The sequence below is a fragment of the Enterococcus sp. HMSC072F02 genome (genome assembly GCF_001837725.1).
GTDB classification, from domain to species: domain Bacteria; phylum Bacillota; class Bacilli; order Lactobacillales; family Enterococcaceae; genus Enterococcus_B; species Enterococcus_B lactis.
Genome location: NZ_KV833968.1, coordinates 120,717 through 143,748 on the forward strand (window position 1 = coordinate 120,717; position 23,032 = coordinate 143,748).

The following is a 23,032-nucleotide window of genomic DNA, read 5'->3' on the forward strand; positions in this document are numbered from 1 at the left end:
GGCGAAAGAAATATGAAAAAAATGAAAAAGTATAAAATTAGAAAATCCGGCAATAGCGATGTAACAACTATCCCACCAGAAGTAAAAGAATTCATGGGTGTGCAGACGGGTGACGCAATCAGTTATGTTTTTCAATCTGATGGTTCTGTACGAATGATCAAAGCACAAGAAGAACCTGATATTGATTTATTAGTTGATTCGATCATGAATCAATATGAAGACGCGTTAAAAGATTTGGTTGATTTATGAGGTATCTTTCGACTAAAGAAATTATCAAAATCAACGCAAAAGTTATTTTACGTTACTCACCAGGCGAAATGATTGGTATAAAAGATGCCAATGCATTAGATATGGCAGTTAAACAGCCTTCACAAGCAGTATTTAATCAAGAACTCTATCCCGAAGTCTATGAAAAAGTGGCAATTTTAGCAATTAATTTAGCTAAAAAACATCCTTTTCATAATGGTAATAAACGAACTGCTCTTGTTGCCATGCTGTTGTTTCTTCAATTGAATAATTGTTCAGTTGCTTTTTCTCGTCAAGAAGCTGTTGATTTTATTATAATGATTACCACTAGTTCATTGGATTTCGATTCACTGAAGTCCAAGATAACCAATTATTTACGACAAACCGCAATAAAATGAACGAATTAAAAAAATTTATTTCTCCATTCGATCAGCATGTCATTAAAGAATATGCTGATTTTTTGTATGGTTGTTCATACAAAATAGTTTTTTCATAAAAATATGGATTAATTTTGAAATAATTGATTTAAAAGGAATACAAAAGTGTGAAGAGTAGGAAATAGTGGTTTAGAACTAGTGGATTGATTTTTTATATATTTTAGTTTACATAATATATATTATACTAAGTAGATTTAAAAAATAATAAACCTCTCTCGAACGGTTTTTTATCAAAAATCGTCATTTTTCCATCAAAATCTACTTGTGCAAAATTATAAAAAAATTTTGTAGTTTTTCTTCTTTTTTAACGTTTAATTAAATGATAAAAACCATTTTCTTTATACAGTTAATCCAGATTACGACTCACTGTATTTATGTTTGCCATCACTGAAGGATTTTTAATCACATAGATAAATCATTTACTTAAGTTTTAGTTGTCACTGATATCGATTCGATTATTTAATCAGCAGATTACATTTCATACGTATGGATCATTTGCGACCGAATCGATTATAATCATTCCGTTTATTTGCTTACCTATAGATATCAATAAAAAAACTGCTTAACAGATATTTCAGCTGTTAAGCAGTTTTTGACTTTTTAGTTCTTACTCATTATTTCTTATAATACAGTGTTCAATACTTCTCTTAAAGCACTTGTTGATTTGCTGAACATTGCTTTTTCTTCTTCGTTGATGGATAATTCAACAACTTCACGAACACCATTTTCGTCAACGATTGATGGCACACCTGTAAAGATATCTTTTTCGTTGTATTCACCAGTTAAGTAAGCAGATACAGGCAATACAGCTTGTTCGTTATTCAAGATAGCTTTTACGATACGTGCAGTACTCATACCAATACCATAATAAGTTGCTTTTTTACGATCAATGATCTCATAAGCAGCATTACGAACTTTATCAGCAATTACATCTAATTCGTCTTTTGCGATACGATGATCTTTTTCTACGATTTCAAAAACTGGTTTACCACCAACAGTTGTATGTGACCATGCAGCAACTTCTGAATCACCATGTTCACCTAAGATATAGCCGTGAACGCTACGTGGGTCTACTTTTAATTTCAATGCGATTTCTTTACGGAAACGAGTTGTATCCAATGTTGTACCAGTACCGATAACACGTGATGTTGGCAGGCCTGATTCGTTCCAAGCGATATATGTCAAAATATCTACTGGATTTGAAGCAACAACGATAATTCCGTCGAATCCTGATCCCATGATTTCTTTGACGATTTGGCGCATGATTGACGCATTTGTCTTAACTAAATCTAAACGAGATTGACCAGGTTTTTGGTTGATACCAGCTGTGACAACAACGATATCTGCATCTTTGCATTCTTCATAACCGCCTGACCATACAGCAACGTTTTCATCGCCCCAAGCCATACCATCTAAAAGATCCAGTGCTTCCCCTTCTGCTTTTTCTTGGTTCACATCGATCAAGACTAATTCATTAGAGATTCCTTGGTTGATCATTGCATAAGCGATACTTGTTCCAACAAAACCTGTACCGACGATTACTACTTTACGACTTGTTTTTTTCATGAATAAACAGCTCCTTTTTCATAACTATTTGTTACTTTCATGGAAATTATAGTCTTGTTTATTCATTTTATCAATATGTTAATTATAATAGCTGTTATTATAATTTTTGATGGAAACGAATTCCTAAATACGTACAACAGATAACTGATAAACGATTACACCCATGTACCCTGCCAACACAACTAAAAGTACTAACGCTATCACTAATGGAGCTACTTTAGCTCCACCTTTATCAAAGCTATACTTTTTCCTTGTACGCTTTAGAACTGAAAATAAAACCAAGCCAAAAATAATTAACCATAATAAAAAGCCAATCGCACCTAAAATCAATATCCCTTCATTTACGATTGCAATCCCTATATCCATTTGCTCTGCTCCCTCATTGTCACATCTAAAGTTTTGTTTTGTTATAAACGTTTTTCTTTACTTTGTCCGTATCAGTCAATCCTTTTTCATAATTTTCTTGGATCGTTTTCTTTTGTATTTTATAGGATGCAGCTAACTGTCTTTTAAATCGGCGTTTGTTTTTTCGTATACTGGTGCCTTTTAGATATTCATAGAACTGTTTGACGATAAAAATGAACAGATAGACGGCAAAAAAAGTGGATAATCCGTATCGGATGAGATACATAGCAACGAAGGTGGCAAAAATACCAGTTCCTTCATTTTGTGCTAAGACAGCAAATTCGCTTAAAAAAGTTATGATAAATGCAAAATTTCCCATGCTTCACCTCATTGTAAATAGTAAATAATTGCCGTATCATCCTTTGATTTCTTTAAAGAGATAGAAAATATCACTTACGATAGTTTTTATATTGCTGCTTCTGAAAACCCTTATTACTAGGTGCTTTACTCTTCGTACTTGAACTTGCGGACATCTTTTTGCTCAACAAAACAGTTAATAGAATCACGAAAAAAAGAGCACCTAATAATACAAAACGATACTTAGACAAATACATAGCGAACGCAGAAAATAAATCAGTTTGTCCAACAACGCTGTAAGCAGCTAAACCACTCAACCAAGCCTTTACCATTTTCATCTCCTCCTCCCTTCTTCAATCACATTATCTAAAGGATACAATAAAAGAAGTTTAAAAAAGGAACTGCTTTTTCTTATTTATGAAAAAACTGTTCCTTCTATATGTTTATTGGAAGATAAGAAATGAGTACACTAGTATCGGATATACCTTATGATATGTACCAAACAAAAGCCTATCTGTCTGACTAACCTATTGAAATGAGTGAATATTATTAAGAATAAGTCCAATGGTTCATCTTGGATAAAGTATGTCTTTTTGAGTGTCCTCTATTTTTTTCTGCCACGTATCCAATTAATAATGGATTCCCATCTCTGGACGCTAATCTTCCAAATTAGAAAGATCAGCGTATCTATCATCACTGTATGCTTACTAGTGAGTATTTATCAAATGAAGAGAAGGCACAAGTGGAAACAGCCACTACTAAAACATCTATTTATAGCAACTTATCTCCTATATAGTGCCATCAACTTTTTCCTGCTTCTCTTGATTGAGTTTAGTTAATACGCGGGTAAGACTTTGAATAGTCTTATCTGTTTTTTACATGTCAGACTGTTCTTCTTATCGGGGGTTTCTCCATTCATTGGGCGTACATGTTGAATACTTTTTGAATAATTTGAATAAAGAAGTGGTTTGTTTATATCCGATGCGATTAGCAATCTCTTCCAACGAAAAACTCGTTTCTTGAATCAATTCCAATGCAAAGTCAAATTTTTTTTGTAGAACCAATTCTTGAAAAGAAGCATCAAAATACATTTTCAATTTATTACTAAGGTAGACCGGATTGTAGCCAAAATGAGCCGCTGTTTCTTTTAACGTACAAGAAGTAAAATGCTTATCGATATAATCCAATATACCAAGCACCTCGTTTTCTGCGTATCCATCTGCTGACGAAAAGGTTTGCTGTTCTAATAAATGAGTCAATTCGATTAGTAGTAGTGATATATATAGGTTTAGTGAACGGATTTTATGACTGTATGTATCAAAATAAATCAACAGCATATTTTCAATCAAATGCGTCAAACGACTCGCTTTTCCGCCATGAAAATGAATGAATTGCGTATGTTCTCCCTTTTCTTTTGCTGCATTGATCAAAAAAGAAGAAAGCAGATTATTGGTGCTTGCCAAATGGTTCAATATTTCTGTAGATAAGGTCTCTTCCTTTAATAAGATGTTGATTAAAATATCCTCTTGCCCTGTGTATTCAATTCTTTGAGTAGCTTCTTTATCAATGATTACCACGTCACTTTCTTCCATATCCACCCTTTCCCCATTGATGACCTGTGAACATCTTCCGCTATACATATAATTGATCTCAACAAAATCATGTGTATGCTCAGGAACTTCCGCATATCGACGGTGTTTACTGATATGAATATTTCCGTTTTGAAATAAATCTCCTCGGTGGATTTTTGGTGGTGTCTGAAGATGATAAGCTAAGTTTAAGTCATTGACATTCTTTCCTTGTTCACGCTGCAGAGTTTCGATTGATTCTTCATTACGCAAAAAAGTGTCTAATTCAGCTAGTTCCAATTGACTTCCTCCTTCTTGTAAGCAGTTTCTTTCGCTTATTAGTTTACGCTGTACTGCAATTATATGCAAAGCTATTTTGGGTTTCACAAAGACTTTCTATGGTTGGGACATGAATTTCCTGTGGTTCCGCTATTGAGTGAAGAGCTACTTCATACTATATTTTTGATAAGCGCTTACAAAAAGTGAAAGGAATATGTGTATGAATAAAAAAATGATGAAATTTTCTCTACTGTCAGTCTCTCTTATTTTGACTTCTGCTGGTGCGGTCACATCAGCGATTCCCAGTATGTCAGCTACTTATGCCACGCGTTCTTTATCTGCTGTTGAATTATTAACGACTGCTCCATCTTTTATGGTCACTATTTTCGTTTTGTTTAGTAGTTTTATTGCTAGGAGAATCGGACAAAAACAGACTGTGATCATCGGGTTAGTGATTGTATCGATTTGTGGTGTCCTCCCCCTCTTCTCGCAAAGTTACAGTATCGTCTTAGCTTCACGAGCTGGGCTAGGCATTGGCTTCGGATTGATCAATTCTTTGGCAGTCAGCATGATTGCTGCCTTTTATCACGGAGATGAACGTGCATCTATGATTGGTTTTCAAAGTGCATTTCAGGGATTTGGTGCAGCTCTAATGACATTTGTTGCAGGACAACTAGTACAGTTCGGCTGGCAATATACTTTTTTAGTCTACGCCATCAGCTTACCTATTTTAATCTTGTTTGTTTTGTTTGTTCCTAGACCTGAAACAACTAAGATTCAAGTACAAGGCACAGCTTCAGCAAGACAAGTAATCAAAACAAATCCCCAAATGATTAGTTATGGTATTTTTCTCTTACTGATCATCGTGATATATAACGCTGTCTCAATCAAATTAGCCACAGTCTTGACGACCTATTCTCTAGGAGACGAAACCAATGCAGCGAATATCTTGACCATCATGCAGTTGGCAAGTATGGCCGCCGGAGTTTGTTTTGGCTGGCTTCAGGTAAAAGCATATCGTTATATGCTTACTCTTTCTTTACTACTGATGGGTATTGGCTTTGTATTGATTGCCAGTGCCATGAATCTGTATGTGATTGGATTTGGCGCGATTTTAACTGGGATATCTTTTTCGTTATTCATTCCTTATTTATTCAACCAAGTGAGTATCCAAGCGCCTAAGCATGCGGAGAATTTCAATACCTCGATCTTACTAGTTGGCGCTAATTTAGGCACTTTCATTGCACCATATGGTTTGCTTTTCCTCTCTTTTGTTTCTCTTGGAAGTAAGACACTTGCTGTTTTCGTTAATGGCAGTATCTTGCTGTTGATTAGCGCGCTTGTTAGCGTTCTAGTGGTATACAGGACGAATAGAAAGTCAGTAATAAGAGTAGATGAAGAAATAAAAGAACAATTGACAACAAAATAATTTTGATGGAGGTCGCGCAAAATGACAAATGAAAAATCACAAAATAGATGGCTTTGGTATCCTGGAGACTTTGAGATCCGCCATGGACTGCTACAAAATTTCCAACGAGAAGAACGAGGTTTCGACTGGCCGGCGTACTGGTACATGGATGATTGTCATCGGAACGTCAAGTTTAAGAGATATTACTTTCTTGATCATCCTTCCATGTTCAAAGTGACGATCCAAGGAGTTGGGTACGTAGAAATTAATGGGGAAAAGCATCCATCTGGAAAATGGCTGACTTGTCCGGCTGGCAAAGTAAAAATCCGGATCTTCGTTGGACATACATCTGGGCTACCAGCGATGTTTATCGAGGGAGATGAAATAAAATCAGATATCGGCTGGACAGCAAGCAACTTTATTGAAGAATACCCAGCTGGTTGGAGTCCACTCTATGTCGATATCGCTAAAGATCCAAATCAAATCTATTATCAAAAAGAATGTGTCCATCCAGTTACTGAAAGGGAAGTTAATGGAGGAGTCTTATTCGATTTTGGACGAGCAGTGAATGGCTGTGTAGAACTAATGTCTCTGGACGATCCTATCGAATCCATCACTCTATGTTATGGAGAGTCCGATGTAGAAGCTATGGATATCGAGTATTGTTACTATAAACAAATTGGAATGACAAGAAAAATGAAAGCTCGTAAACGCGCTTTTCGCTATTTGTTTATACCAGAGGTTTCTACTGGAATGGTTCAACTTCAAGTTTTTCATGAATTTTTATCTCTTTCGAAACAAGCTACTTTTTCAAGCGATTCTTCTTTATTGGATCAGATCTGGTCAGTATCAGAAGAAACTTTCAAGTTATGTAGTGATTTGTTTTTTATCGACGGTATCAAACGAGATCGCTGGATTTGGTCTGGAGATGCGTATCAATCATTCATGATCAATCAATATCTTTTCTTTGACGAGGAAATCAATAAGCGAACGATATTCGCATTAAGAGGACAAAATGAAATCAAGCAACATATGAATACGATTGTCGACTATTCGATCTTATGGCTGATTGGCATCGAAAACCACTATATGATGACGAAAGACCGCGAATTTTTACGCATTGTCTATCCTAAGATGCAATCCTTGATGAGGTACTTGATGGAACAAACGAATGAATTAGGGTTTATTTATGGAAGAGAAAAAGATTGGATCTTTATTGATTGGTCTGAAATGGATAAAGAAGGAACGCTTGCTGCAGAACAAGTCCTATTACTGAAAGCCTACCACTCTATGATCACTTGCGGAGATATCTTAGCTGAAACATATGGAGAGGCTGAAATTTATCCTACTGATCTCTATCAAGAAAAATATCAGGTATTGAAACAAAACCTATTTGACTACTTTTGGGATGAAGAACTTGGCGCTTTTATCGATTGCTATGAATCTGGGAAAAGAAATGTGACGCGTCATGCGAATATTTTCGCTGTTTTATTCGATTTTGCTAACAAAGAACAACAGCAATCGATTTTAAAGAATGTCTTATTGAATGATACTATCACACAGATTACTACACCCTATTTTAAATTCTATGAACAAGATGCCTTATGCAAACTCGGACAGACGGAAATCGTCTACCAAACGATTCTTGATTATTGGGGAGGGATGTTATCTCATGATGCGGTAACTTTCTGGGAAGAATACGACCCTACTCAAACAGGAAATGAAAAGTACAGTATGTACGGAGATCCTTATGGAAAAAGCTTATGCCACGCATGGGGAGCAAGCCCAATCTATCTTTTAGGACGCTATTTTATCGGTTTGTATCCAACAAAGCCAGGTTATGAAGAATTTATGATACAACCTAATCTAGATTCATTTGAAACACTGAATTGTACGCTACCTATCAAAGATGGAATGATTTCGCTGGAAAAAACAGAAGATAAGATCGTGATTACTTCTGATAGAACAGGCGGAACAGTGAAAATGAATGGTAAAAGTTATCCTCTTCTAGCAAAACAGCCACTTGTCTTAACAAGCCATTCAATAATAAATGCATAAAACAAAAAACTGCTTGCGACATATCAGAAAACATTCGATCGTCTTCTGATATTGTCCAAGCAGTTTTTATTTTGAAACTTGCTTAATTCTGTTCTTTAGAAACAATGTTTGTTCTTTTTCCGGCAAAAAGAAAGCTAGATAATACGACAAGTAAAAAGAAAGCGATGATTCCGACTGTCAATGCCATTTGACCGTATTCTCCTAGTTTCCCAAGTACAAGTCCTGGTACTAGATAATCAGTATCGGCAAATGTAGAAGAAGCGATTTTAAGATCTCCTAATACCGGAAGGATAAATAATGGCAACCAACTAATCAATAAGCTATTGAAAGCAGAACCTAATACCGCCCCTCTTCTACCGCCAGTCGAGTTGCCGAAAACACCAGAAGCAGCTCCGCAGAAGAAATGGCCAACTACTCCAGGGATGATAACTGTAGTCTGTAAGCCTATCATGGCAAACATCGATAGTGTTCCTACAAAGAAGCTGACAAAAAAGCCAATCAATACAGCATTAGGTGCATATGGAAAAACGATAGGGACATCTAACGCTGGTTTAGAATCAGGTACAAGTTTTTTAGCGATTCCTTGGAATGCTGGAACGATTTCTGCCAACACCATCCGAACCCCTTGAAGGACGATAACAAACCCTGCTGTAAATGTTCCAGCTTGGATCAATGCAAAGATTACAGCATTATCTCCATTGCTTAATTCTCTTTCAACAAATCCAGGACCTGCTAATAAGGCAAGTGCGACATATACGATTGACATCAAGAGCATGATCGATACAGTAGAATCTCGCAAAAAACTGAAACTTTTAGGAATCTTTATGTCCTCCGTAGAGCGGTCTTTATTTCCAAAGAACTTACCGATCCACCCGCTAGACGCGTAACCGATATTGCCGGTATGTCCTAGCGCAACTTGGTTGTTCCCAGTAATGTTTTTCATGAATGGTTGACAAAGTGCGGGCGTAATAGTTAATAGTGTTCCTTCAAAAATCCCTCCTAATAAGATCATCCACACGTTTGCAGTAAATCCAGCGCTTACTAAAATGACTGCTGTCAGACAAGAAACATAAAGCATCGCTTGACCTGTAAGAAAAATAAATTTATATCTTGTGAATCGAGCAAGTAGAATATTCACGATCATCCCTACTAGCATGATCAAGGCAGTAGGTGTCCCGAATTGTTGTAAAGCAATCGCCACTACTGCTTCATTACTTGGAACTACACCTTGGGTATGCAGAGCCGTTTGGAACATCGAAGCGAAAGGGGTTAATGAATTACTGATCAGCCCAGCACCGCCAATCAATACTAAGAACCCGACAAATGTTTTAATGGTTCCTTGGATCACTTCTGAAAATTTCTTTTTTTGCAGAACAAGCCCAAGCAGTGCAATCAGAGAAACGAGGATGGAGGGCTGACTGACGATTGAAACAAACAAATTCAACAATTTATCCATTGATATTTCCTCCCTTGAATCATTTTTATTCTTTTGACAAAATCTGTTCTACTTTTACTTTTACTTCATCACTATCGATGATCGATTGCAACGGCACGAGTTTTTCATCCGGTATAGAAGTAAGTGTATCTTTCAAAGAATGTTCAATGAAGAAATAATCCGCCATATCGCTAGATACACTCCCAACATCCGTATGACTTACTTCGAAATCGTCCACATCTGCTCCAAGATCTGCAAGAGCTTGTTTGATGTTCATCTCTACCATAAAACTTGTTCCTAATCCACTTTGACACACTGCAAAAATTTTCATGTTATTCGTCTCCCTTTTTTATGATTGCTAGTATTTCTTCTTTTGTTGAGGCTTGTAATAGCTGTTGAAGATTTTGTTTATTAGAAAGCAGCTTGGTTAAATTTGCCAACGCTCGAAGATGTGCCTCGTTATCGATAGCGGCTAAACAGATAAATAAGCTGATGGGATGAGCAGGATCATCGATTAGATCAACTGGTTGTTGAAGTTTCAGCAAAGACATCCCTACTTCGTTTACACCGTCTTCCGGACGAGCATGCGGCAGTGCGATGTGGTCGCCGATGTGGATAAACGCACCATACTGCTCCACACGTTCAATCATCGCTTTGATATAACTCTTCTCTATTTTATTCTTTAATAATAGTGGCTGTGCGGCAAGTGTGATTGCTTCTTGCCATTTTTTTGGTTGATCGGATAATTGGATCATTTCTTCTGTTAATAATTCAGATAGCATAGGACGTTGATCCTCCTTCTTTTCTAAAAGTTTGTTCATTTTACGATTTAAGACTTGATAGAGCTTTTCTTCATCTACACCTTCTTTTAATTCGATATATGGAAGTAGCGCAGCTAGCAATTCTTGAGCAGAAGGCATGGAGAATCCTGGTATCAGCCAATCTCTTTGTACTTGATTGATCAGCTGGTTTTTTTCCAAGTCAGTCATGATTGGTTGTAGGACATACAGTGACTTTTTCTTATTCGTAAGCGTGAGAGGCACAGTAGAAAAAACAATATCGTAAGAAGTTTCATCAACCTCGTGCAAGCGATCAGCTGAATTGGTCTCTGTAAAAAGGATCATCGGGAATAATTGCTGAAGTTCGCTTTTTAAGATCAATGAAGAGCTAATGCCACTTGGACAGACGATCACGGCTCTTATTTTTCTGTTTCTTTCTTCTTCATCTACTTTTCTTATTTCTCCGCCGAATAGTATAGTGAAAAAACCAACCTCTTCTTCAGGGATGCTCTTCCCTATCCGTTTTTCTATCGGACGCAATGCTTTTCTTGTCATTTCATAGATGGTAGCATATTGATGTTTGATTTGATCAATCATCACATTAGGCAAGTAAAAAGAATAAGAAATACGAAAATAGGCAGGTACCAAGTGATAAAAGACATTCATCAATAATTCACGAAATGAATCAAATTCTATGGCCATCAGGAATTCCATGCGATGGATGACTTCTGAAGAACATTCCAGCAAAAAATCAAGCGCAGGCTCCTGGATATCTCCTTCAACAATGGAGGCTAAGCAAAGAGAGAAAAATAGAATCTCTGACTCTAGATGTTCGGAATAGCCTAAGCCAGTCAATACATGTCGACTGATGTCATTGATTGCAAGAGAAGCTAAAAGTTCAGCATCTTTTACCTTTTCTACAGATATTTTCCCCATTCGATTAGTGGTCAAACTTAAATAATACGCTAACTCATCCATTCGATTGGGTGCAAAGCGTAGATCTGATAGAGAGATTGTGTTATCTAACAAATCTCTAGCTTTTGCATAACAATCAAGAGAAAGCATTGCGTTTAAATACGTGAGACCAAATCTTCCAGCAAGCGATTGCATTAAAAGAGCGGTGCGATTTTTTGCTTCCTTTCTCAATATTACTTCTGCCCCCAGTAGCCTAAAGCCTGCTTTTCTAGTATATGTCAGCTGACATTCTTCCCCTTCTAATTCCTTTCTTACTTTTTTGATATCCGATAGGACTGTTCCTTTAGAAACCTGAAGAAAGTCTTGAAAATGAAATACAGAAATAGGTATGGTATTCGAATAGACCATCAAATAAAGAAGATCTCTACGCTCTTGTTCGGTGTACACCGCTTCAAAGCGAGTGATATTCACGTATTTTTCTGCCCAGTCGATCGCTCGAAATTTTTTCAGACGGATATGGGTCTCATCCATATATTCGGCAAAGGGAGCTAGTTGGTTAATTGCCTCGTCTATATTTACTTCGATGATCTCGGCTGCTTTTTCTAGACTGATTTCTCTGGGTGTTTTCAGGAGATAACTAATTTTGTAATTCACAGCGCTGTTCACCTCCTATTTGTATTCTAGTATGATACCGCTTTTAAAGCGAGGATTGTTTGGTACAACTTACAGTTAGATTTTTTTTACGACTGTACTAAACGACCTCTATCGAGTTACATAAAAAAAGCAGGTGACCAAATGGCTCCCTGCTTTTATGAATTAATGATGATCGTGTTTATTTTTTGAAGTCAGTTCTTCAAATTTTTCTTTGACCTCTTCAACCGCTTTTTCGATATCTTTTTCGAGGTGATTAGGTTCGTTAGATTCTGATTCTTCTTCTACGGAATTTGAACCAGATAAAGCTGTTTCTTTGTTTTCTGTTTCACCGGAGTTTGTACCAGCTAATGATTCTTCTTTATCTTCTGTTTCACCAGAATTAGTACCTGCTAAAGCTACTTCATCTTCCGTTTTAGGGGCCATTGAACCTCTTAATCGTTTGTGTTTTTCACCATCATAATTTGTCATATTGGTTCCTCCTAGTAATTCTATACTTTTTCATCGTACAATAAGACAGTTTGTGCGTCAAAAAACAAACCCGATTCTTACAAATATGTCATGTTTTCATCTTTTATTTTCTGATTCTTGAATGTCTTTGATTCCTTCTTCCAAAATTTTCATCTGTAAGATTGTTTCTTCATCTTTAATGACTTTTTCAGCGCCATTGACTAATGTCTCGTAAATGCCTTCGTAGACGCGACTATAATCACCGACCTCGGAAATCACTTTTTCTTCATGATAATCCCCTTGTTCATCTATATAAGTCAATACACCGTAGTGTTCGGGCAAGTCGATCCCAAAGTCTTCATGATCAGGCATATAAAACATTTTAAGATGTTCTTCTTGCCGATCTTTCGTTTGTTTCACGAACATCCCCTTTTTTCCATAAACGACGAAACTTGGACGTTCTTTTATACGGAAATAACTGGATTTTATCGAAATTTTCATGTTTCCGTAGAAAAAGTCCAAATCGAAGTAATCATTCATTCGTCCTTTCCCTAATAGTTGACGAACATCATAGAGGATATCATCTGGTTCGTCGAAATAAGAAAGAACTTGGTCTACTGTATGACAAGCATGTCCATATAAATAGCTGTTTGCAGTAGAAAATTCATGTGTATTTTCTGGTACTTCCGGTCTGAAATAATCGTAATGCATTTCTACTTCTAAAATATCCCCTAATTTCCCGCTTTCGATTACTTTTTGGACTGTCAAGAAGTCAGAATCGAACCGTCTGTTTTGGTAACATTGGATAAATAGCCCTTTTTCTTTTGCTAATGCAAATAACTCTTCTGCTTCCTTTGAGGTTTCTGCAAAAGGTTTTTCTACCAATACATTCTTTCCATGTTCAAGTGCCATTTTTCCATATTCATAATGAAATTGACTTGGTGTAGTAATGACAACTAATTGGATCTCAGGATCATTCCAAAGATCAGACAACTGATCGGTATATTCGATGTCTTCAAATGTTTCCCACACTGGTTTAGATGGGGAAAAAATTTTTTTGATATTGATTTTGTCCGTAAGTTTTCTTGAAAATGGCAAATGATAGCGATTTGTACTCTTTCCATTGCCGAGATAAGCGATTGTAAGCATGATTTGTGCCTCCTTTTATTGTTGTTTTCAGTATATCTTAGAAAAATATAGAAGGTGTCTATAATAGCTATTCTGGCAAAAAAGTTCAGAAAAACATTTGTTATCATTTGGTTTGGTGAAATTTATGTTCAAAGTAAGGTAAAAAATCAAAAAGAGAGTGGCGGAACCAAGCATTTATCAGTAAGATAGAATTTGGAGGTCAGATCATGCTTATTGAAGAAAAATTAACCAAACAAGAGTTGTTTACCACGACAGAGAAACGGATCGCTGATTATATTCGGAGGAATATCGAAGCCACAGTTTACATGACGATTGAAGAATTAGCAAAAGCTACGTATACTTCCCATTCAGCTATCATTCGTTTATGCAAAAAAATGGGCTTCAGCGGATTTAAAGAATTTCGTTTCGAACTAGGACGGGAAGTTCATCAATTGATTGCCCAGTTTAATCAAACGATTGATCCTAATTTTCCTTTTTCAAGTGAAGATAACACACAGCAAATTGCAAAGAAAATGGCAGATTTGTCGATCCAGTCAATAAAAAAAGCGCAATTGCAGATCGAGCATCAAGATTTGGAAAACATCAGTAAAGTATTGAACAACGCACAGCGAATTTTTCTTTTTGCAAAAGGTGATTCCCAAATCACGGCAAGGAAGTTCCAGAATAAAATGGTCAAGTTGAATAAATTTTTGATCTTGGCCGAAGAATATAGCGATTCTTCTTGGAATGCAGCCAATTTGACTAGTGAGGATTGCGCAGTTTTTATTAGCTACAGCGGTCGTATTCATCATTATGAACGGATAATGACCTATCTAAAGCATGTAGGAGCTCCAACATTATTGATTACCGGAAATCAGCATTCAGAAATGGCCAAACAGGCTGATATGTGTCTTGTTATATCGCAGGAGGAATATGATTTTGCTAAAGTAGCGACTTTCTCCTCTCAAATTGCCTTCGATTACGTATTAAATACGTTATTCTCAGTGATATATTCTCAAAATTTTGAAGAGAATATCCGCAACTTGAAAAACAAACAAGAATTGATGCAAAAAGGCCTTCTTAAAGAATATCGGAAAAATTGAGATAAGCTTTCTTTGATATCGTTATAAAGGTTCTGTTGCAAAGCGTCTCTAGCTAAAGATAATTTCCTTAAGCTTACTATCGATCAAGCCGGGATGCCTAGTAATCCTTTGATTTCAAGACACACTGAAAAACCAAAAAGGGACCCTTCTTTTCGGCTTTTCTTATATAGTCCTCGAATGGTTTCCATCCCTTTGATCGTGGTCGCAGCGGTACGTAAGCTTCGATAGAATTTATTTCTACGCTTGATCGGTCGATGATCTTGTTCAATCAAATTGTTTAAATATTTTACGGTTCGATGTTCTGTATGTTGATAAAACCCATGATTCTGCAACTTTTTGAAGGCACAGGAAATCGACGGTGCTTTATCAGTAACGAGAACCTTTGGTTCTCCAAAATGGTTGAACAGTCTCTTTAAGAACGCATACGCAGCTTGTGTATTGCGTTTTTTTCGTAACCAGATATCTAAGGTTAAGCCATCTGCATCGATGGCTCGATACAGATAATGCCACTTACCTTTAATTTTGATATAGGTTTCGTCCATCTTCCATGAATAAAAAGACTGCTTGTTTTTCTTTTTCCAGATCTGATAAAGTAACTTTCCGTATTCCTGAACCCAACGGTAAATGGTTGTATGACAGACCTCAATGCCACGATCATAGAGAATTTCTTGAACTTCACGATAACTGAGGTTATAGCGAAGATAATAACCGACAGCCACAATAATCACGTCTTCTTGGAATTGTTTTCCTTTAAAAGGGTTCATATCTTCGTTCCTCCCGGGTCATTTTAGTTAGATTTTACACTAAAAGATCTTGATTGAAAAACTTTGCAACAGAACCCCATATTGATTTTGTCTGTGATACCGCTATCTGCTAAAGTATCGACAAAACGATCGACACCGATTTTTACTTCACCGATCCGATCATTGTCGTTCATACTTCCTGACCAGTCTACGACCAATACGAGATCAAGAGGTGTGATATCTTTTTGTACATTTCCACGGGCATTCAAATAAACATCAAATAATCCAGGTGTAGTTGTCTCCTTTGCAAACTTACGTATCGCATAGTCTGCTTGATTGCCTGTTCCCCCGTATTCGATATACGAATGAGTCCGATCATTAGGATCTCCATCCCAAGAATTTATCCCATCCCATTGATTTGATCCATTTTTATTACCTTGGTGATCAAGAACATTTGTATTTCCTGTAGGTTGCCAATTGGCTTTAGGATAAGTGCCTTGATCATCTGTCGTATACTCTGTAGAAATCGTCTGGTTAGTTGAAACAGTCACAGCCGGCAAAGACAATCTAGGCAATGTAAAGGGGCTGACAGAATTTTCATTTTCTTCTGATACTCCTTCTTTTGTTTCGTCTGTATTTGATGTTGACACTTCTGTCTCTTTCTTGTGTTCTTTCGCATCAGTAATGTCATACTCTTTATTATCGACGATCAGCTTATTTGTCTGGCTATGATAAAGTGTTGGATCGATTGGAAGACTTAGATTGATCGTTTGTTTAGTATTTGGTGAGATTTCCAGCATGGTTTTCCCGCTTTTTACCTGATAAGCATAGCCATCTCCTTCCTTTCTTTCCACATCACTTAAGTAATTCTCAACTAGACCAATTTCCTTCTCTACCTTTTTTGTACTGTTGTTATTCGCATTTAGTTTGACGTTCAGTGCTTTTTTCCCAGATTGATCTGAAGTGATTTCAGCTGAAATGATTTCTAACATTGTTGGATTATCTGCAGCTTCTGCTATTGCAGTTACAGGCAGGATGTTCGATAAACTCAATAATATCAGCACAAAAACAACTTTCAGCTTCTTCCCTGTGGTCGTCATTTTTCCCCTCCTTTTTCTTTTTTTCTGTTTTGACGTGAATAGTGAAAATTATTAAAATAAACAGGCGTTACATAATTTTATTTATTTTAATATGATAATTATTATACGAAGGGCGCTAAAGGGAATCACACCAATTTTCATACCAATTGGTTTCATTTATGAAGTTGATTCCTTCGATTATTGAGCGTTTCATTGAAAGAAAAGGGTTGAGGGAGAAAAACATATGATCAGGTTGTTGGAAGGAAACTATAGAAAGATGGAAAAAATCATTCGAATTCTGTCCATTTCTGACAAGTGGATGACTAAAAAAGAACTTGCCAAACGAATTGGTAGTTCAGAATCTACATTTGTAAGGTATATCGAAGAGATCAAAATCCGCTGGGGAACGGATATAACGATTCAATCTTCACAAAAATTGGGGTATCGTCTTGAACATTTGAATGTACCAGCTTATTTAAATGTTCTGATGGAAATCTCACAAAGTTCTACAAATAGTCGTCTATTAAATGAAATCATTGTCAATCCGGGCAAAACGATCGAGTATTATTGTGAAAAAATCTCGATTAGTCGTTCTTCTTTTACGCGTAAGTTGAAACAATGCAATCAAATTTTAGAAAGCTATTTATTAAAAGTAATCGTCGATCAAGGGTTTCAGTTGACTAGCCTGAAAAGTGAGCTCCAGCTGCGTATCTTTGTCACCTTTTTCTTTTTAAGTTACTACGGAAGACGCACGTTGCCATTTCCAATCGAAAAAAAGAAGATCAAAGAAATTATGGTCAAGAATAATTGTCAGTTGAATTTGTTTCAGGAAGAAAGTCCTTATGAGCAATCTTTCTTTATTATGTATTTTGTTGTGCATCTTATGCGGGAATCACAAGGAAATTCATTCGAATGGAAAGCTGGAGACTCTTATGTACAGTTGATAAATATCGATAAAAAAGACTTTTTGATCTTGAAAAATCTTTTAGGGAAATTGAAGTACAGCAGCTATATAAAAGTAGTGAACTATTTTGTCAATACGATTTTTTCGGAATTTTCGGAGAAAGAAAAAAATGAAATCAGTGAACAAATACGAAGAAATATATCCTACTGTTCATTTTCATCTGCTGATTGCAAAGAAAAAAACGAAGAATTTGTTGTTCGACTCTTAACTCAAATTTATTTTTTCTCACGTATCTTCCCATACGACACGACTCATTTGACGATTCGCGCCACTTACTTTGCAGAACAGATGCAACATCGCCATATACGTCTATATGCTGGATTTCGTGCAGAACTTCAATTTTATTCCACCCTACTGAATCGAAATTTGATTTGTTATTTATCTAGCTATATATTTTGGATGCTTATCGGTAATCCTGAAATACACCATTATACTTCAGATAAAAAAATACTAATCGTCAGTGATTTAAGTCTTCGACATAGTCGATACATTGAAAAATATGTCAGTGATGTTCTTGCTGTGCATAAGATTCACTCTGAAACAACTGCTATCACTGAAGATCAACTTTCGAAGTACAATCTTCTTGAGTATGACCTGATCGTCACGAATCAACCAATTCCGAATACCCATGTTCCTTATATGTTGATTGATGATAGTGTGTCATTCGCAAATGAAGAAGAACTGATCCGCTTATTTGAACTATAAACAATCAAAAAACAGCTATGTATACTCTACTATCCTGATAAAAATATCAGGACAAATAGACATAGCTGTTTCTTTTTATTGTATACCTTCAGCAATCCAACGAGATTTATGGCGAAAGTCTTTTAACAACTCTTCTTTTGTCCAATTATTTGCAATGAGATCCGTCAATGTGTTCATTACGAGGGACATGGAAAAGTATAGGAAACTAACTGCTTCTTCCGACGATTGAATGGAGAAATGATTGATTCTTAATAATTCCAGCCATTTTTTGTTCATTGGAGAATCAGCCGATAGTTCTCTACGTTTGGTTGTCTGCTGATCATTTCGCTGGGTTAACAAGTATAACCTTTGCCAATAGATACTTTCGTGATCTAAGTCGCAGCACCTCTCTAAATATTTTTCGATCCCCAAAAAGAAATGTTGTTTGTTTTCGCTAATGAATTTTAAGATATCTTGATGGACTATGTGAGAACTGCTTTTGATCGTATACAAATAAGCATCTTCCAAATCTTGAAAATATTTATAAAAAGCACCGCGCGACATCCCCATTTTGTCAACAATCTCTGAGACTTTGACTTGGCTGATGTGCTGTGAGCAAAATATCTCCAGTAATAGGTCATCGATTCTCTGTTTCTTTGCGTTCGATAAATTGAAAAAAGTTTCTTTTGGCATCCACATCTCTCCTTTATCTCTGATTATACGTGGATAGCCCTTCATTGTCATGAAGGATTCATTCCTTCTTTTTCTCTTCTTCTGTCAAGTACCCATCTTCCATTCGATAAACGCGATCACTCCATTGAATCATACGGACATCATGAGTAACCATAATAGTCGCTTTTTGTTTCTCATGAGCTTCTTTAACTAGTAATTTGACGACTTCATATGCATGATCTGTATCCAAACTAGCTGTTGGTTCGTCTGCTAAGATCAAGCTTGGCTCATTATATAAAGCGCGAGCAATTGCCACTCTCTGTCTTTCTCCACCAGAAAGGTCTTTAGGATAACTATTTTTAAGTGACTGGATATCTAAAGATTGCAGCAAGGAATCGATTTTTGTTAAATCTTCTTTTTTTGAAGTAACTTGGTCAACTAGTTCAAATTGTTCCTTTACCGTTAAAAAAGGAATCAAATTAGAGCTTTGGAGAATAAATCCAATTTCTTTAAAGCGTAAATCTGCTCGTTTTTTTTCTGGAAGCTCAGTTAGAGAGTGACCGTTGATCACTATTTCTCCGGAAGTCGGTGTTTGCAATCCTCCTGAAATGGTAAGGAAAGTACTTTTACCTGAACCAGAAGGACCAATGATGCTGACGAATTCTCCTTCCTTTACATAAAAATCAATTGCTTTCAAAGCTGAGACCTTTGTATGACCAGAACCAAATGTTTTGGTAACTTTTTTCATCGTTAATATTTTTTTCATTTTTATTAACCTCCTATTGCTGTAATTGGGTCTACTTTGGTTATCGTACGTATCGAAAACAATCCGCCTAGCATTGCGACAATGATCAAAATCCCACTATATAGCAACCATTGTGACCAAAAAACAGCAAAAGGCATCGCGCTTGGTAAAATCAGACTAGTCAAATAAGCAAACAAAAGAGCAAGCAGAACGCCTACCACCCCAACAATAAAGGACTGTGCTACTAAAGATTTAGCGATGAAGAAATTTTTAATCCCTTGTGCTTTCATTACTCCAAAAATAGCAGTCTTCTGAAGTGTCATCACGTACATGAAAATACCGACCACGGCAGCAACCACTAAGAACAAAAAGTATATCATCGCATTTAAGGTCATATTTTGGGCAGAATAGCCAGGAATACTTTCAATGAATGTCCCAATAGTTAATAACTGTAGATCCTTCGATGTTTTTTCTTTCGAAATTTTAGCTGAATCCTTTATTACGATCCCATTGATCGGCTGTTCTTCTTCAGAAGCAAACGGCTGTTTTCCATACTTCAAAGCAGTCCACGTATCTAGGGATGCATAGATGACGGGAGAAACTGTGTAATAAGTTTCAGGAAAGATACCGACAATCGTCAAAGGATCGTCGTAACTGCCAATTTTGATCGTATCTCCAATTTTATAGCCTGAATCAGCCAGATTTTGAGAGATGATGATTTCATTCTTTGTTTTAAATTCATGCCCTTTCGTGAGTTTTGGTAATAAAAATGCTTCTTTCGTTGTGCCGAAAACTGTAACATTTTCTTTATTTTTTCCTTTGATTGCTCCGCTGTACAATCCGATTGGTGCTTTCTCTCCTCCTTCAATGTATTTCAGATCTCCTCTTGTTAATTGTGAAGCTGCAAATACTTGATTTGCATCCTCCGACAAAACAATCTCTTGTGCGTCCCAATCATCGATTGCTTTTTTAAACTCTTCTGAAAGTCCATTCGCTAGTCCTGACAACATGAATACGACATACGCAATCAAGAACATAATACCGACGATCAAGCCATATCGTAATTTAGAATAGCGAATTTCTTTGATAGCTAGAAACATTTGTTTTTCCTCCCTATGATAGATTGATAGTGACAAAATGTCACTCGTTGAATAGTGTAACTTCAAAGTGACATTTTGTCACTTATGTTGTTTTTTTCTTATCAATAAATTGTCTAAGACATCTTTCGATAAAACCTTAACATGAGTCATAAAAAATTTATTTAAGTCTTATTTATGCTTTCCATGATAAACTAAAGTGACCAAATGAATGAGGTGGGAAAATGATTAAACTGTTAGTAATAGAAGACGATAAAGTATTATCAAACAATATAAAAGAAATACTCACAACAATTGGTGAGATAACACAAGTTTATAACGGTAGTGAAGGACTGTTTGAGTTGGAAAGCGGTGTTTATGACCTTGCAATCTTGGATTTGATGATGCCGGAAATGAATGGTTATGAAGTCCTAGCAAAGTTACGGAAAGAAAAAATACAGACTCCTGTATTGATTTTGACAGCAAAAGATAGTTTGGAAGATAAGATTGAAGGATTTGAACGTGGTGCAGATGATTATCTGACAAAACCGTTCTATCGAGAAGAATTGATCATGCGCGTGAAAGCATTATTGAAACGATCGATTGGTCTCTTTGATGAAAACATTCTGAAGTATAAGGATATCAGTTGTGATCTAAAAAGTAATGAAGTATTGTACAAAGAACAAGTTTTGCCCATACAAGGAAAAGAGTTTGAATTACTCGTTTATTTTTTACAAAATAAAGGAATCATTTTGACAAAAGAGCAGATATTTGATCGGATCTGGGGATTTGATTCTGATACGACGATTACAGTTGTTGAAGTTTACATGAGCAATTTACGGAAACATCTACGCAGTACTGGACTAGATAAAGAAATCAAAACTTTACGTAATGTTGGTTATATATTGCAAGGGGTGTGATGCAATGAATGGAGATATTACGCGTAAGCAACGTAGCCGTTTTTTTATAACGAATGTAGCTGCATTTGCTTTGATCTTTTTTCTTCTGGGGTTCATTACTTTACAGATATTGAACCAATCTGCGTATAGAGAAACGGATCTTTCATTAGAGAAAACAGATTTTGATTCTCGGACAGTACAATTAGAGATACAAAGGTATCAGCAAGGTGATCCCTTTTTGAACCCGAATCAAATGGAACAAAACAGAACAAACATGGAACAACCATTGATGGAACCATCAAATGACCGATTTAACACTCAAGTGATCTTGTGGTCTGAAAATGGTGAGATATTGAATAAGGCAGCTATTGGTGGACGCTTCAATCAGATCAAAGAATTAAAAATGGATACAAAAAATCTGAATACCATCCAAAATATTGAATTAAATGAAGAAAACGACTCGTCTACCCTCTCCTTCCGCTCGATAACGAAAAAAGCAGAGACGAATCAAGTTGGTGTTGCCTATATCCAAATTTTAGAAAATACAAATCAAATCAAAAATTCATTAGCAACTTTTCGCACAATTATGATTTTGTGTATGGTTGTTTTCTGGCTTATCTCAATTGGCATTAGTTATTACTTGTCTAGTCTAAGCATGCGCCCTATCATTCTTTCTTGGAGAAGACAAAAAGAATTTGTCGAAAATGCTTCTCATGAATTACGTACACCGTTAACGATTATTCAAAATAGTTTGGAACATCTATTTACCAAACCTGATCATACCATCATTGAGGAATCTGAAAGTATTGCTCAAGCATTGTCAGAGACGAGACGGCTCACTGGATTGACTTCAGATCTGCTGACGATTGCCCGAAATGATTCTGATCAGCAGCTACTTTCAAAACAAATGATCAATACACAGGAATATATCGAAAACCTTGTTAAACCATTTCAAGAGATGGCCACCATAGACGGAAAGGAGTTTATCCTTCATAACGAGGCAACATCAGAAGTACCAATTGACGAAAAAAAGATCCATCAAGTTTTGGTTATTTTGCTAGATAATGCCTTAAAATATACGAATCCAAAAGATAAAATTATTTTAGATTCGTCTGTTAACCATAAAGAATGGCTGATTCACGTAAAGAATACTGGCCCTTCTATCAGTGAAGAAGATCAAGTAAGAATCTTTGATCGATTTTATCGGGAAGATCAATCTCGTGCGAAGGAAACTGGCGGTTACGGACTTGGATTGGCGATTGCAAAACAGATAATCGAACAGCACCACGGACAAATTTCTGTATCCAATTATCTTCCACAAGGAGTTGATTTTAAAGTCCAATTACCGTTGAAGCCTAAAAAATAATGCTTAACTCTAAAACATACTAGGAACAGGGCTGTGACAATAATCTTGTCACAGCCCTGTTTTCCGAATAAACGGTGTT

The 23,032-nt window shown here is 36.2% G+C and carries 22 protein-coding genes and 1 pseudogene; 8 read left to right on the forward strand and 15 right to left on the reverse strand.

Translation table 11 applies throughout. From position 1 onward, the window contains the following. Positions 1-12: 12 nt before the first annotated feature. Complete coding sequence (locus HMPREF2731_RS10845; RefSeq protein WP_002309281.1) at positions 13-249, forward strand: AbrB/MazE/SpoVT family DNA-binding domain-containing protein; 237 nt, start codon at positions 13-15, stop codon at positions 247-249. Beyond that, positions 246-644, forward strand: coding sequence for a type II toxin-antitoxin system death-on-curing family toxin (locus HMPREF2731_RS10850; RefSeq protein WP_002313772.1), 399 nt, complete (start codon positions 246-248; stop codon positions 642-644). Before HMPREF2731_RS10845 ends, HMPREF2731_RS10850 begins: the two co-directional genes overlap by 4 nt. 660 nt (positions 645-1,304) lie before the next feature. Here HMPREF2731_RS10850 and HMPREF2731_RS10855 read toward each other — a convergent pair. The 5 genes from HMPREF2731_RS10855 to HMPREF2731_RS10875 all read right to left on the reverse strand — a co-directional run bounded on the left by HMPREF2731_RS10855 (position 1,305) and on the right by HMPREF2731_RS10875 (position 4,792). After that, a complete protein-coding gene (locus HMPREF2731_RS10855; protein WP_002309279.1) occupies positions 1,305-2,249 on the reverse strand; it encodes an L-lactate dehydrogenase in 945 nt (314 codons plus the stop codon). Between the two features lie 123 nt (positions 2,250-2,372). Next, a complete protein-coding gene (locus tag HMPREF2731_RS10860) occupies positions 2,373-2,615 on the reverse strand; it encodes a hypothetical protein (protein WP_002309278.1) in 243 nt (80 codons plus the stop codon). 25 nt (positions 2,616-2,640) lie between these two features. Then, positions 2,641-2,973, reverse strand: a complete 333-nt coding sequence (locus tag HMPREF2731_RS10865; protein WP_002309277.1) for a hypothetical protein — start codon at positions 2,971-2,973, stop codon at positions 2,641-2,643. A 70-nt stretch (positions 2,974-3,043) separates the two neighbouring features. Next, positions 3,044-3,283 carry a hypothetical protein gene (locus HMPREF2731_RS10870; RefSeq protein ID WP_002320046.1) on the reverse strand — a complete coding sequence of 80 codons (240 nt, stop codon included), beginning with the start codon at positions 3,281-3,283 and terminating at the stop codon, positions 3,044-3,046. 564 nt (positions 3,284-3,847) lie between these two features. Next, the gene (locus HMPREF2731_RS10875) at positions 3,848-4,792 is read right to left on the reverse strand and encodes an AraC family transcriptional regulator (RefSeq protein WP_070873039.1); all 945 of its coding nucleotides are present in this window, start codon (positions 4,790-4,792) and stop codon (positions 3,848-3,850) included. A 220-nt stretch (positions 4,793-5,012) separates the two neighbouring features. Here HMPREF2731_RS10875 and HMPREF2731_RS10880 point away from each other — a divergent pair, with 220 nt between their 5' ends. After that, positions 5,013-6,227: an MFS transporter gene (locus HMPREF2731_RS10880; RefSeq protein WP_176747860.1), complete on the forward strand. Its 1,215-nt coding sequence runs from the start codon at positions 5,013-5,015 to the stop codon at positions 6,225-6,227. Between the two features lie 21 nt (positions 6,228-6,248). Beyond that, positions 6,249-8,264 carry an alpha-L-rhamnosidase-related protein gene (locus tag HMPREF2731_RS10885; RefSeq protein WP_070872948.1) on the forward strand — a complete coding sequence of 672 codons (2,016 nt, stop codon included), beginning with the start codon at positions 6,249-6,251 and terminating at the stop codon, positions 8,262-8,264. 82 nt (positions 8,265-8,346) lie between these two features. Here the strand turns inward: HMPREF2731_RS10885 and HMPREF2731_RS10890 are convergent, their stop codons facing one another. The 5 genes from HMPREF2731_RS10890 to HMPREF2731_RS10910 form a co-directional block, all read right to left on the reverse strand. Continuing rightward, a complete protein-coding gene (locus HMPREF2731_RS10890; RefSeq protein ID WP_002313768.1) occupies positions 8,347-9,720 on the reverse strand; it encodes a PTS ascorbate transporter subunit IIC in 1,374 nt (457 codons plus the stop codon). A gap of 25 nt (positions 9,721-9,745) precedes the next feature. Next, the gene (locus tag HMPREF2731_RS10895) at positions 9,746-10,030 is read right to left on the reverse strand and encodes a PTS sugar transporter subunit IIB (RefSeq protein ID WP_070872950.1); all 285 of its coding nucleotides are present in this window, start codon (positions 10,028-10,030) and stop codon (positions 9,746-9,748) included. Between the two features lies 1 nt (position 10,031). Beyond that, the gene (locus tag HMPREF2731_RS10900; RefSeq protein ID WP_070872952.1) at positions 10,032-12,047 is read right to left on the reverse strand and encodes a BglG family transcription antiterminator; all 2,016 of its coding nucleotides are present in this window, start codon (positions 12,045-12,047) and stop codon (positions 10,032-10,034) included. Positions 12,048-12,209: 162 nt separating this feature from the next. Further along, on the reverse strand, positions 12,210-12,515 hold the full coding sequence (locus tag HMPREF2731_RS10905) for a hypothetical protein (protein ID WP_002313766.1): 306 nt from the start codon (positions 12,513-12,515) through the stop codon (positions 12,210-12,212). 96 nt (positions 12,516-12,611) lie between these two features. Beyond that, complete coding sequence (locus HMPREF2731_RS10910; protein WP_070872954.1) at positions 12,612-13,643, reverse strand: Gfo/Idh/MocA family oxidoreductase; 1,032 nt, start codon at positions 13,641-13,643, stop codon at positions 12,612-12,614. Positions 13,644-13,849: 206 nt separating this feature from the next. Between HMPREF2731_RS10910 and HMPREF2731_RS10915 the strand changes: the two genes are divergently transcribed. Next, complete coding sequence (locus tag HMPREF2731_RS10915; protein WP_002309266.1) at positions 13,850-14,725, forward strand: MurR/RpiR family transcriptional regulator; 876 nt, start codon at positions 13,850-13,852, stop codon at positions 14,723-14,725. 83 nt (positions 14,726-14,808) lie between these two features. Here the strand turns inward: HMPREF2731_RS10915 and HMPREF2731_RS10920 are convergent, their stop codons facing one another. Beyond that, positions 14,809-15,489, reverse strand: a complete 681-nt coding sequence (locus HMPREF2731_RS10920; protein WP_005875647.1) for an IS6 family transposase — start codon at positions 15,487-15,489, stop codon at positions 14,809-14,811. 38 nt (positions 15,490-15,527) lie between these two features. Beyond that, positions 15,528-16,568: pseudogene (locus HMPREF2731_RS10925) on the reverse strand (VWA domain-containing protein); the annotation flags it as partial. A 256-nt stretch (positions 16,569-16,824) separates the two neighbouring features. On the opposite strand from HMPREF2731_RS10925, the gene HMPREF2731_RS10930 reads away from it, so the two are divergent. Further along, positions 16,825-18,216 carry an AcpB/EbpR/MafR family transcriptional regulator gene (locus HMPREF2731_RS10930; RefSeq protein WP_070873041.1) on the forward strand — a complete coding sequence of 464 codons (1,392 nt, stop codon included), beginning with the start codon at positions 16,825-16,827 and terminating at the stop codon, positions 18,214-18,216. 75 nt (positions 18,217-18,291) lie between these two features. Here HMPREF2731_RS10930 and HMPREF2731_RS10935 read toward each other — a convergent pair whose 3' ends face one another. From HMPREF2731_RS10935 to HMPREF2731_RS10945, 3 genes are read right to left on the reverse strand one after another with little or no spacing between them, the layout of a single operon-like run. Then, on the reverse strand, positions 18,292-18,939 hold the full coding sequence (locus HMPREF2731_RS10935) for a TetR/AcrR family transcriptional regulator (protein WP_083325489.1): 648 nt from the start codon (positions 18,937-18,939) through the stop codon (positions 18,292-18,294). A gap of 7 nt (positions 18,940-18,946) precedes the next feature. Beyond that, positions 18,947-19,633, reverse strand: coding sequence for an ABC transporter ATP-binding protein (locus HMPREF2731_RS10940; protein ID WP_070872958.1), 687 nt, complete (start codon positions 19,631-19,633; stop codon positions 18,947-18,949). A 5-nt stretch (positions 19,634-19,638) separates the two neighbouring features. Then, on the reverse strand, positions 19,639-20,712 hold the full coding sequence (locus tag HMPREF2731_RS10945; protein WP_002345929.1) for an ABC transporter permease: 1,074 nt from the start codon (positions 20,710-20,712) through the stop codon (positions 19,639-19,641). A 221-nt stretch (positions 20,713-20,933) separates the two neighbouring features. On the opposite strand from HMPREF2731_RS10945, the gene HMPREF2731_RS10950 reads away from it, so the two are divergent. Then, complete coding sequence (locus HMPREF2731_RS10950; RefSeq protein WP_070872960.1) at positions 20,934-21,608, forward strand: response regulator transcription factor; 675 nt, start codon at positions 20,934-20,936, stop codon at positions 21,606-21,608. A 4-nt stretch (positions 21,609-21,612) separates the two neighbouring features. Next, entirely contained in the window at positions 21,613-22,953 is a 1,341-nt protein-coding gene (locus HMPREF2731_RS10955) for a sensor histidine kinase (RefSeq protein ID WP_002345105.1), read from the forward strand. The last annotated feature ends 79 nt before the right edge of the window (positions 22,954-23,032 follow it).

What these genes read in the sequence shown, in the direction of transcription:
- HMPREF2731_RS10845 (WP_002309281.1), top strand. Translation starts at nt 13, where the DNA reads ATGAAAAAAATGAAAAAGTATAAAATTAGAAAATCCGGCAATAGCGAT.
- HMPREF2731_RS10850 (WP_002313772.1), top strand. Translation starts at nt 246, where the DNA reads ATGAGGTATCTTTCGACTAAAGAAATTATCAAAATCAACGCAAAAGTT.
- HMPREF2731_RS10855 (WP_002309279.1), bottom strand. Translation starts at nt 2,249, where the DNA reads ATGAAAAAAACAAGTCGTAAAGTAGTAATCGTCGGTACAGGTTTTGTT.
- HMPREF2731_RS10860 (WP_002309278.1), bottom strand. Translation starts at nt 2,615, where the DNA reads ATGGATATAGGGATTGCAATCGTAAATGAAGGGATATTGATTTTAGGT.
- HMPREF2731_RS10865 (WP_002309277.1), bottom strand. Translation starts at nt 2,973, where the DNA reads ATGGGAAATTTTGCATTTATCATAACTTTTTTAAGCGAATTTGCTGTC.
- HMPREF2731_RS10870 (WP_002320046.1), bottom strand. Translation starts at nt 3,283, where the DNA reads ATGGTAAAGGCTTGGTTGAGTGGTTTAGCTGCTTACAGCGTTGTTGGA.
- HMPREF2731_RS10880 (WP_176747860.1), top strand. Translation starts at nt 5,013, where the DNA reads ATGTGTATGAATAAAAAAATGATGAAATTTTCTCTACTGTCAGTCTCT.
- HMPREF2731_RS10885 (WP_070872948.1), top strand. Translation starts at nt 6,249, where the DNA reads ATGACAAATGAAAAATCACAAAATAGATGGCTTTGGTATCCTGGAGAC.
- HMPREF2731_RS10890 (WP_002313768.1), bottom strand. Translation starts at nt 9,720, where the DNA reads ATGGATAAATTGTTGAATTTGTTTGTTTCAATCGTCAGTCAGCCCTCC.
- HMPREF2731_RS10895 (WP_070872950.1), bottom strand. Translation starts at nt 10,030, where the DNA reads ATGAAAATTTTTGCAGTGTGTCAAAGTGGATTAGGAACAAGTTTTATG.
- HMPREF2731_RS10905 (WP_002313766.1), bottom strand. Translation starts at nt 12,515, where the DNA reads ATGACAAATTATGATGGTGAAAAACACAAACGATTAAGAGGTTCAATG.
- HMPREF2731_RS10910 (WP_070872954.1), bottom strand. Translation starts at nt 13,643, where the DNA reads ATGCTTACAATCGCTTATCTCGGCAATGGAAAGAGTACAAATCGCTAT.
- HMPREF2731_RS10915 (WP_002309266.1), top strand. Translation starts at nt 13,850, where the DNA reads ATGCTTATTGAAGAAAAATTAACCAAACAAGAGTTGTTTACCACGACA.
- HMPREF2731_RS10920 (WP_005875647.1), bottom strand. Translation starts at nt 15,489, where the DNA reads ATGAACCCTTTTAAAGGAAAACAATTCCAAGAAGACGTGATTATTGTG.
- HMPREF2731_RS10930 (WP_070873041.1), top strand. Translation starts at nt 16,825, where the DNA reads ATGGAAAAAATCATTCGAATTCTGTCCATTTCTGACAAGTGGATGACT.
- HMPREF2731_RS10935 (WP_083325489.1), bottom strand. Translation starts at nt 18,939, where the DNA reads ATGACAATGAAGGGCTATCCACGTATAATCAGAGATAAAGGAGAGATG.
- HMPREF2731_RS10940 (WP_070872958.1), bottom strand. Translation starts at nt 19,633, where the DNA reads ATGAAAAAAATATTAACGATGAAAAAAGTTACCAAAACATTTGGTTCT.
- HMPREF2731_RS10945 (WP_002345929.1), bottom strand. Translation starts at nt 20,712, where the DNA reads ATGTTTCTAGCTATCAAAGAAATTCGCTATTCTAAATTACGATATGGC.
- HMPREF2731_RS10950 (WP_070872960.1), top strand. Translation starts at nt 20,934, where the DNA reads ATGATTAAACTGTTAGTAATAGAAGACGATAAAGTATTATCAAACAAT.
- HMPREF2731_RS10955 (WP_002345105.1), top strand. Translation starts at nt 21,613, where the DNA reads ATGAATGGAGATATTACGCGTAAGCAACGTAGCCGTTTTTTTATAACG.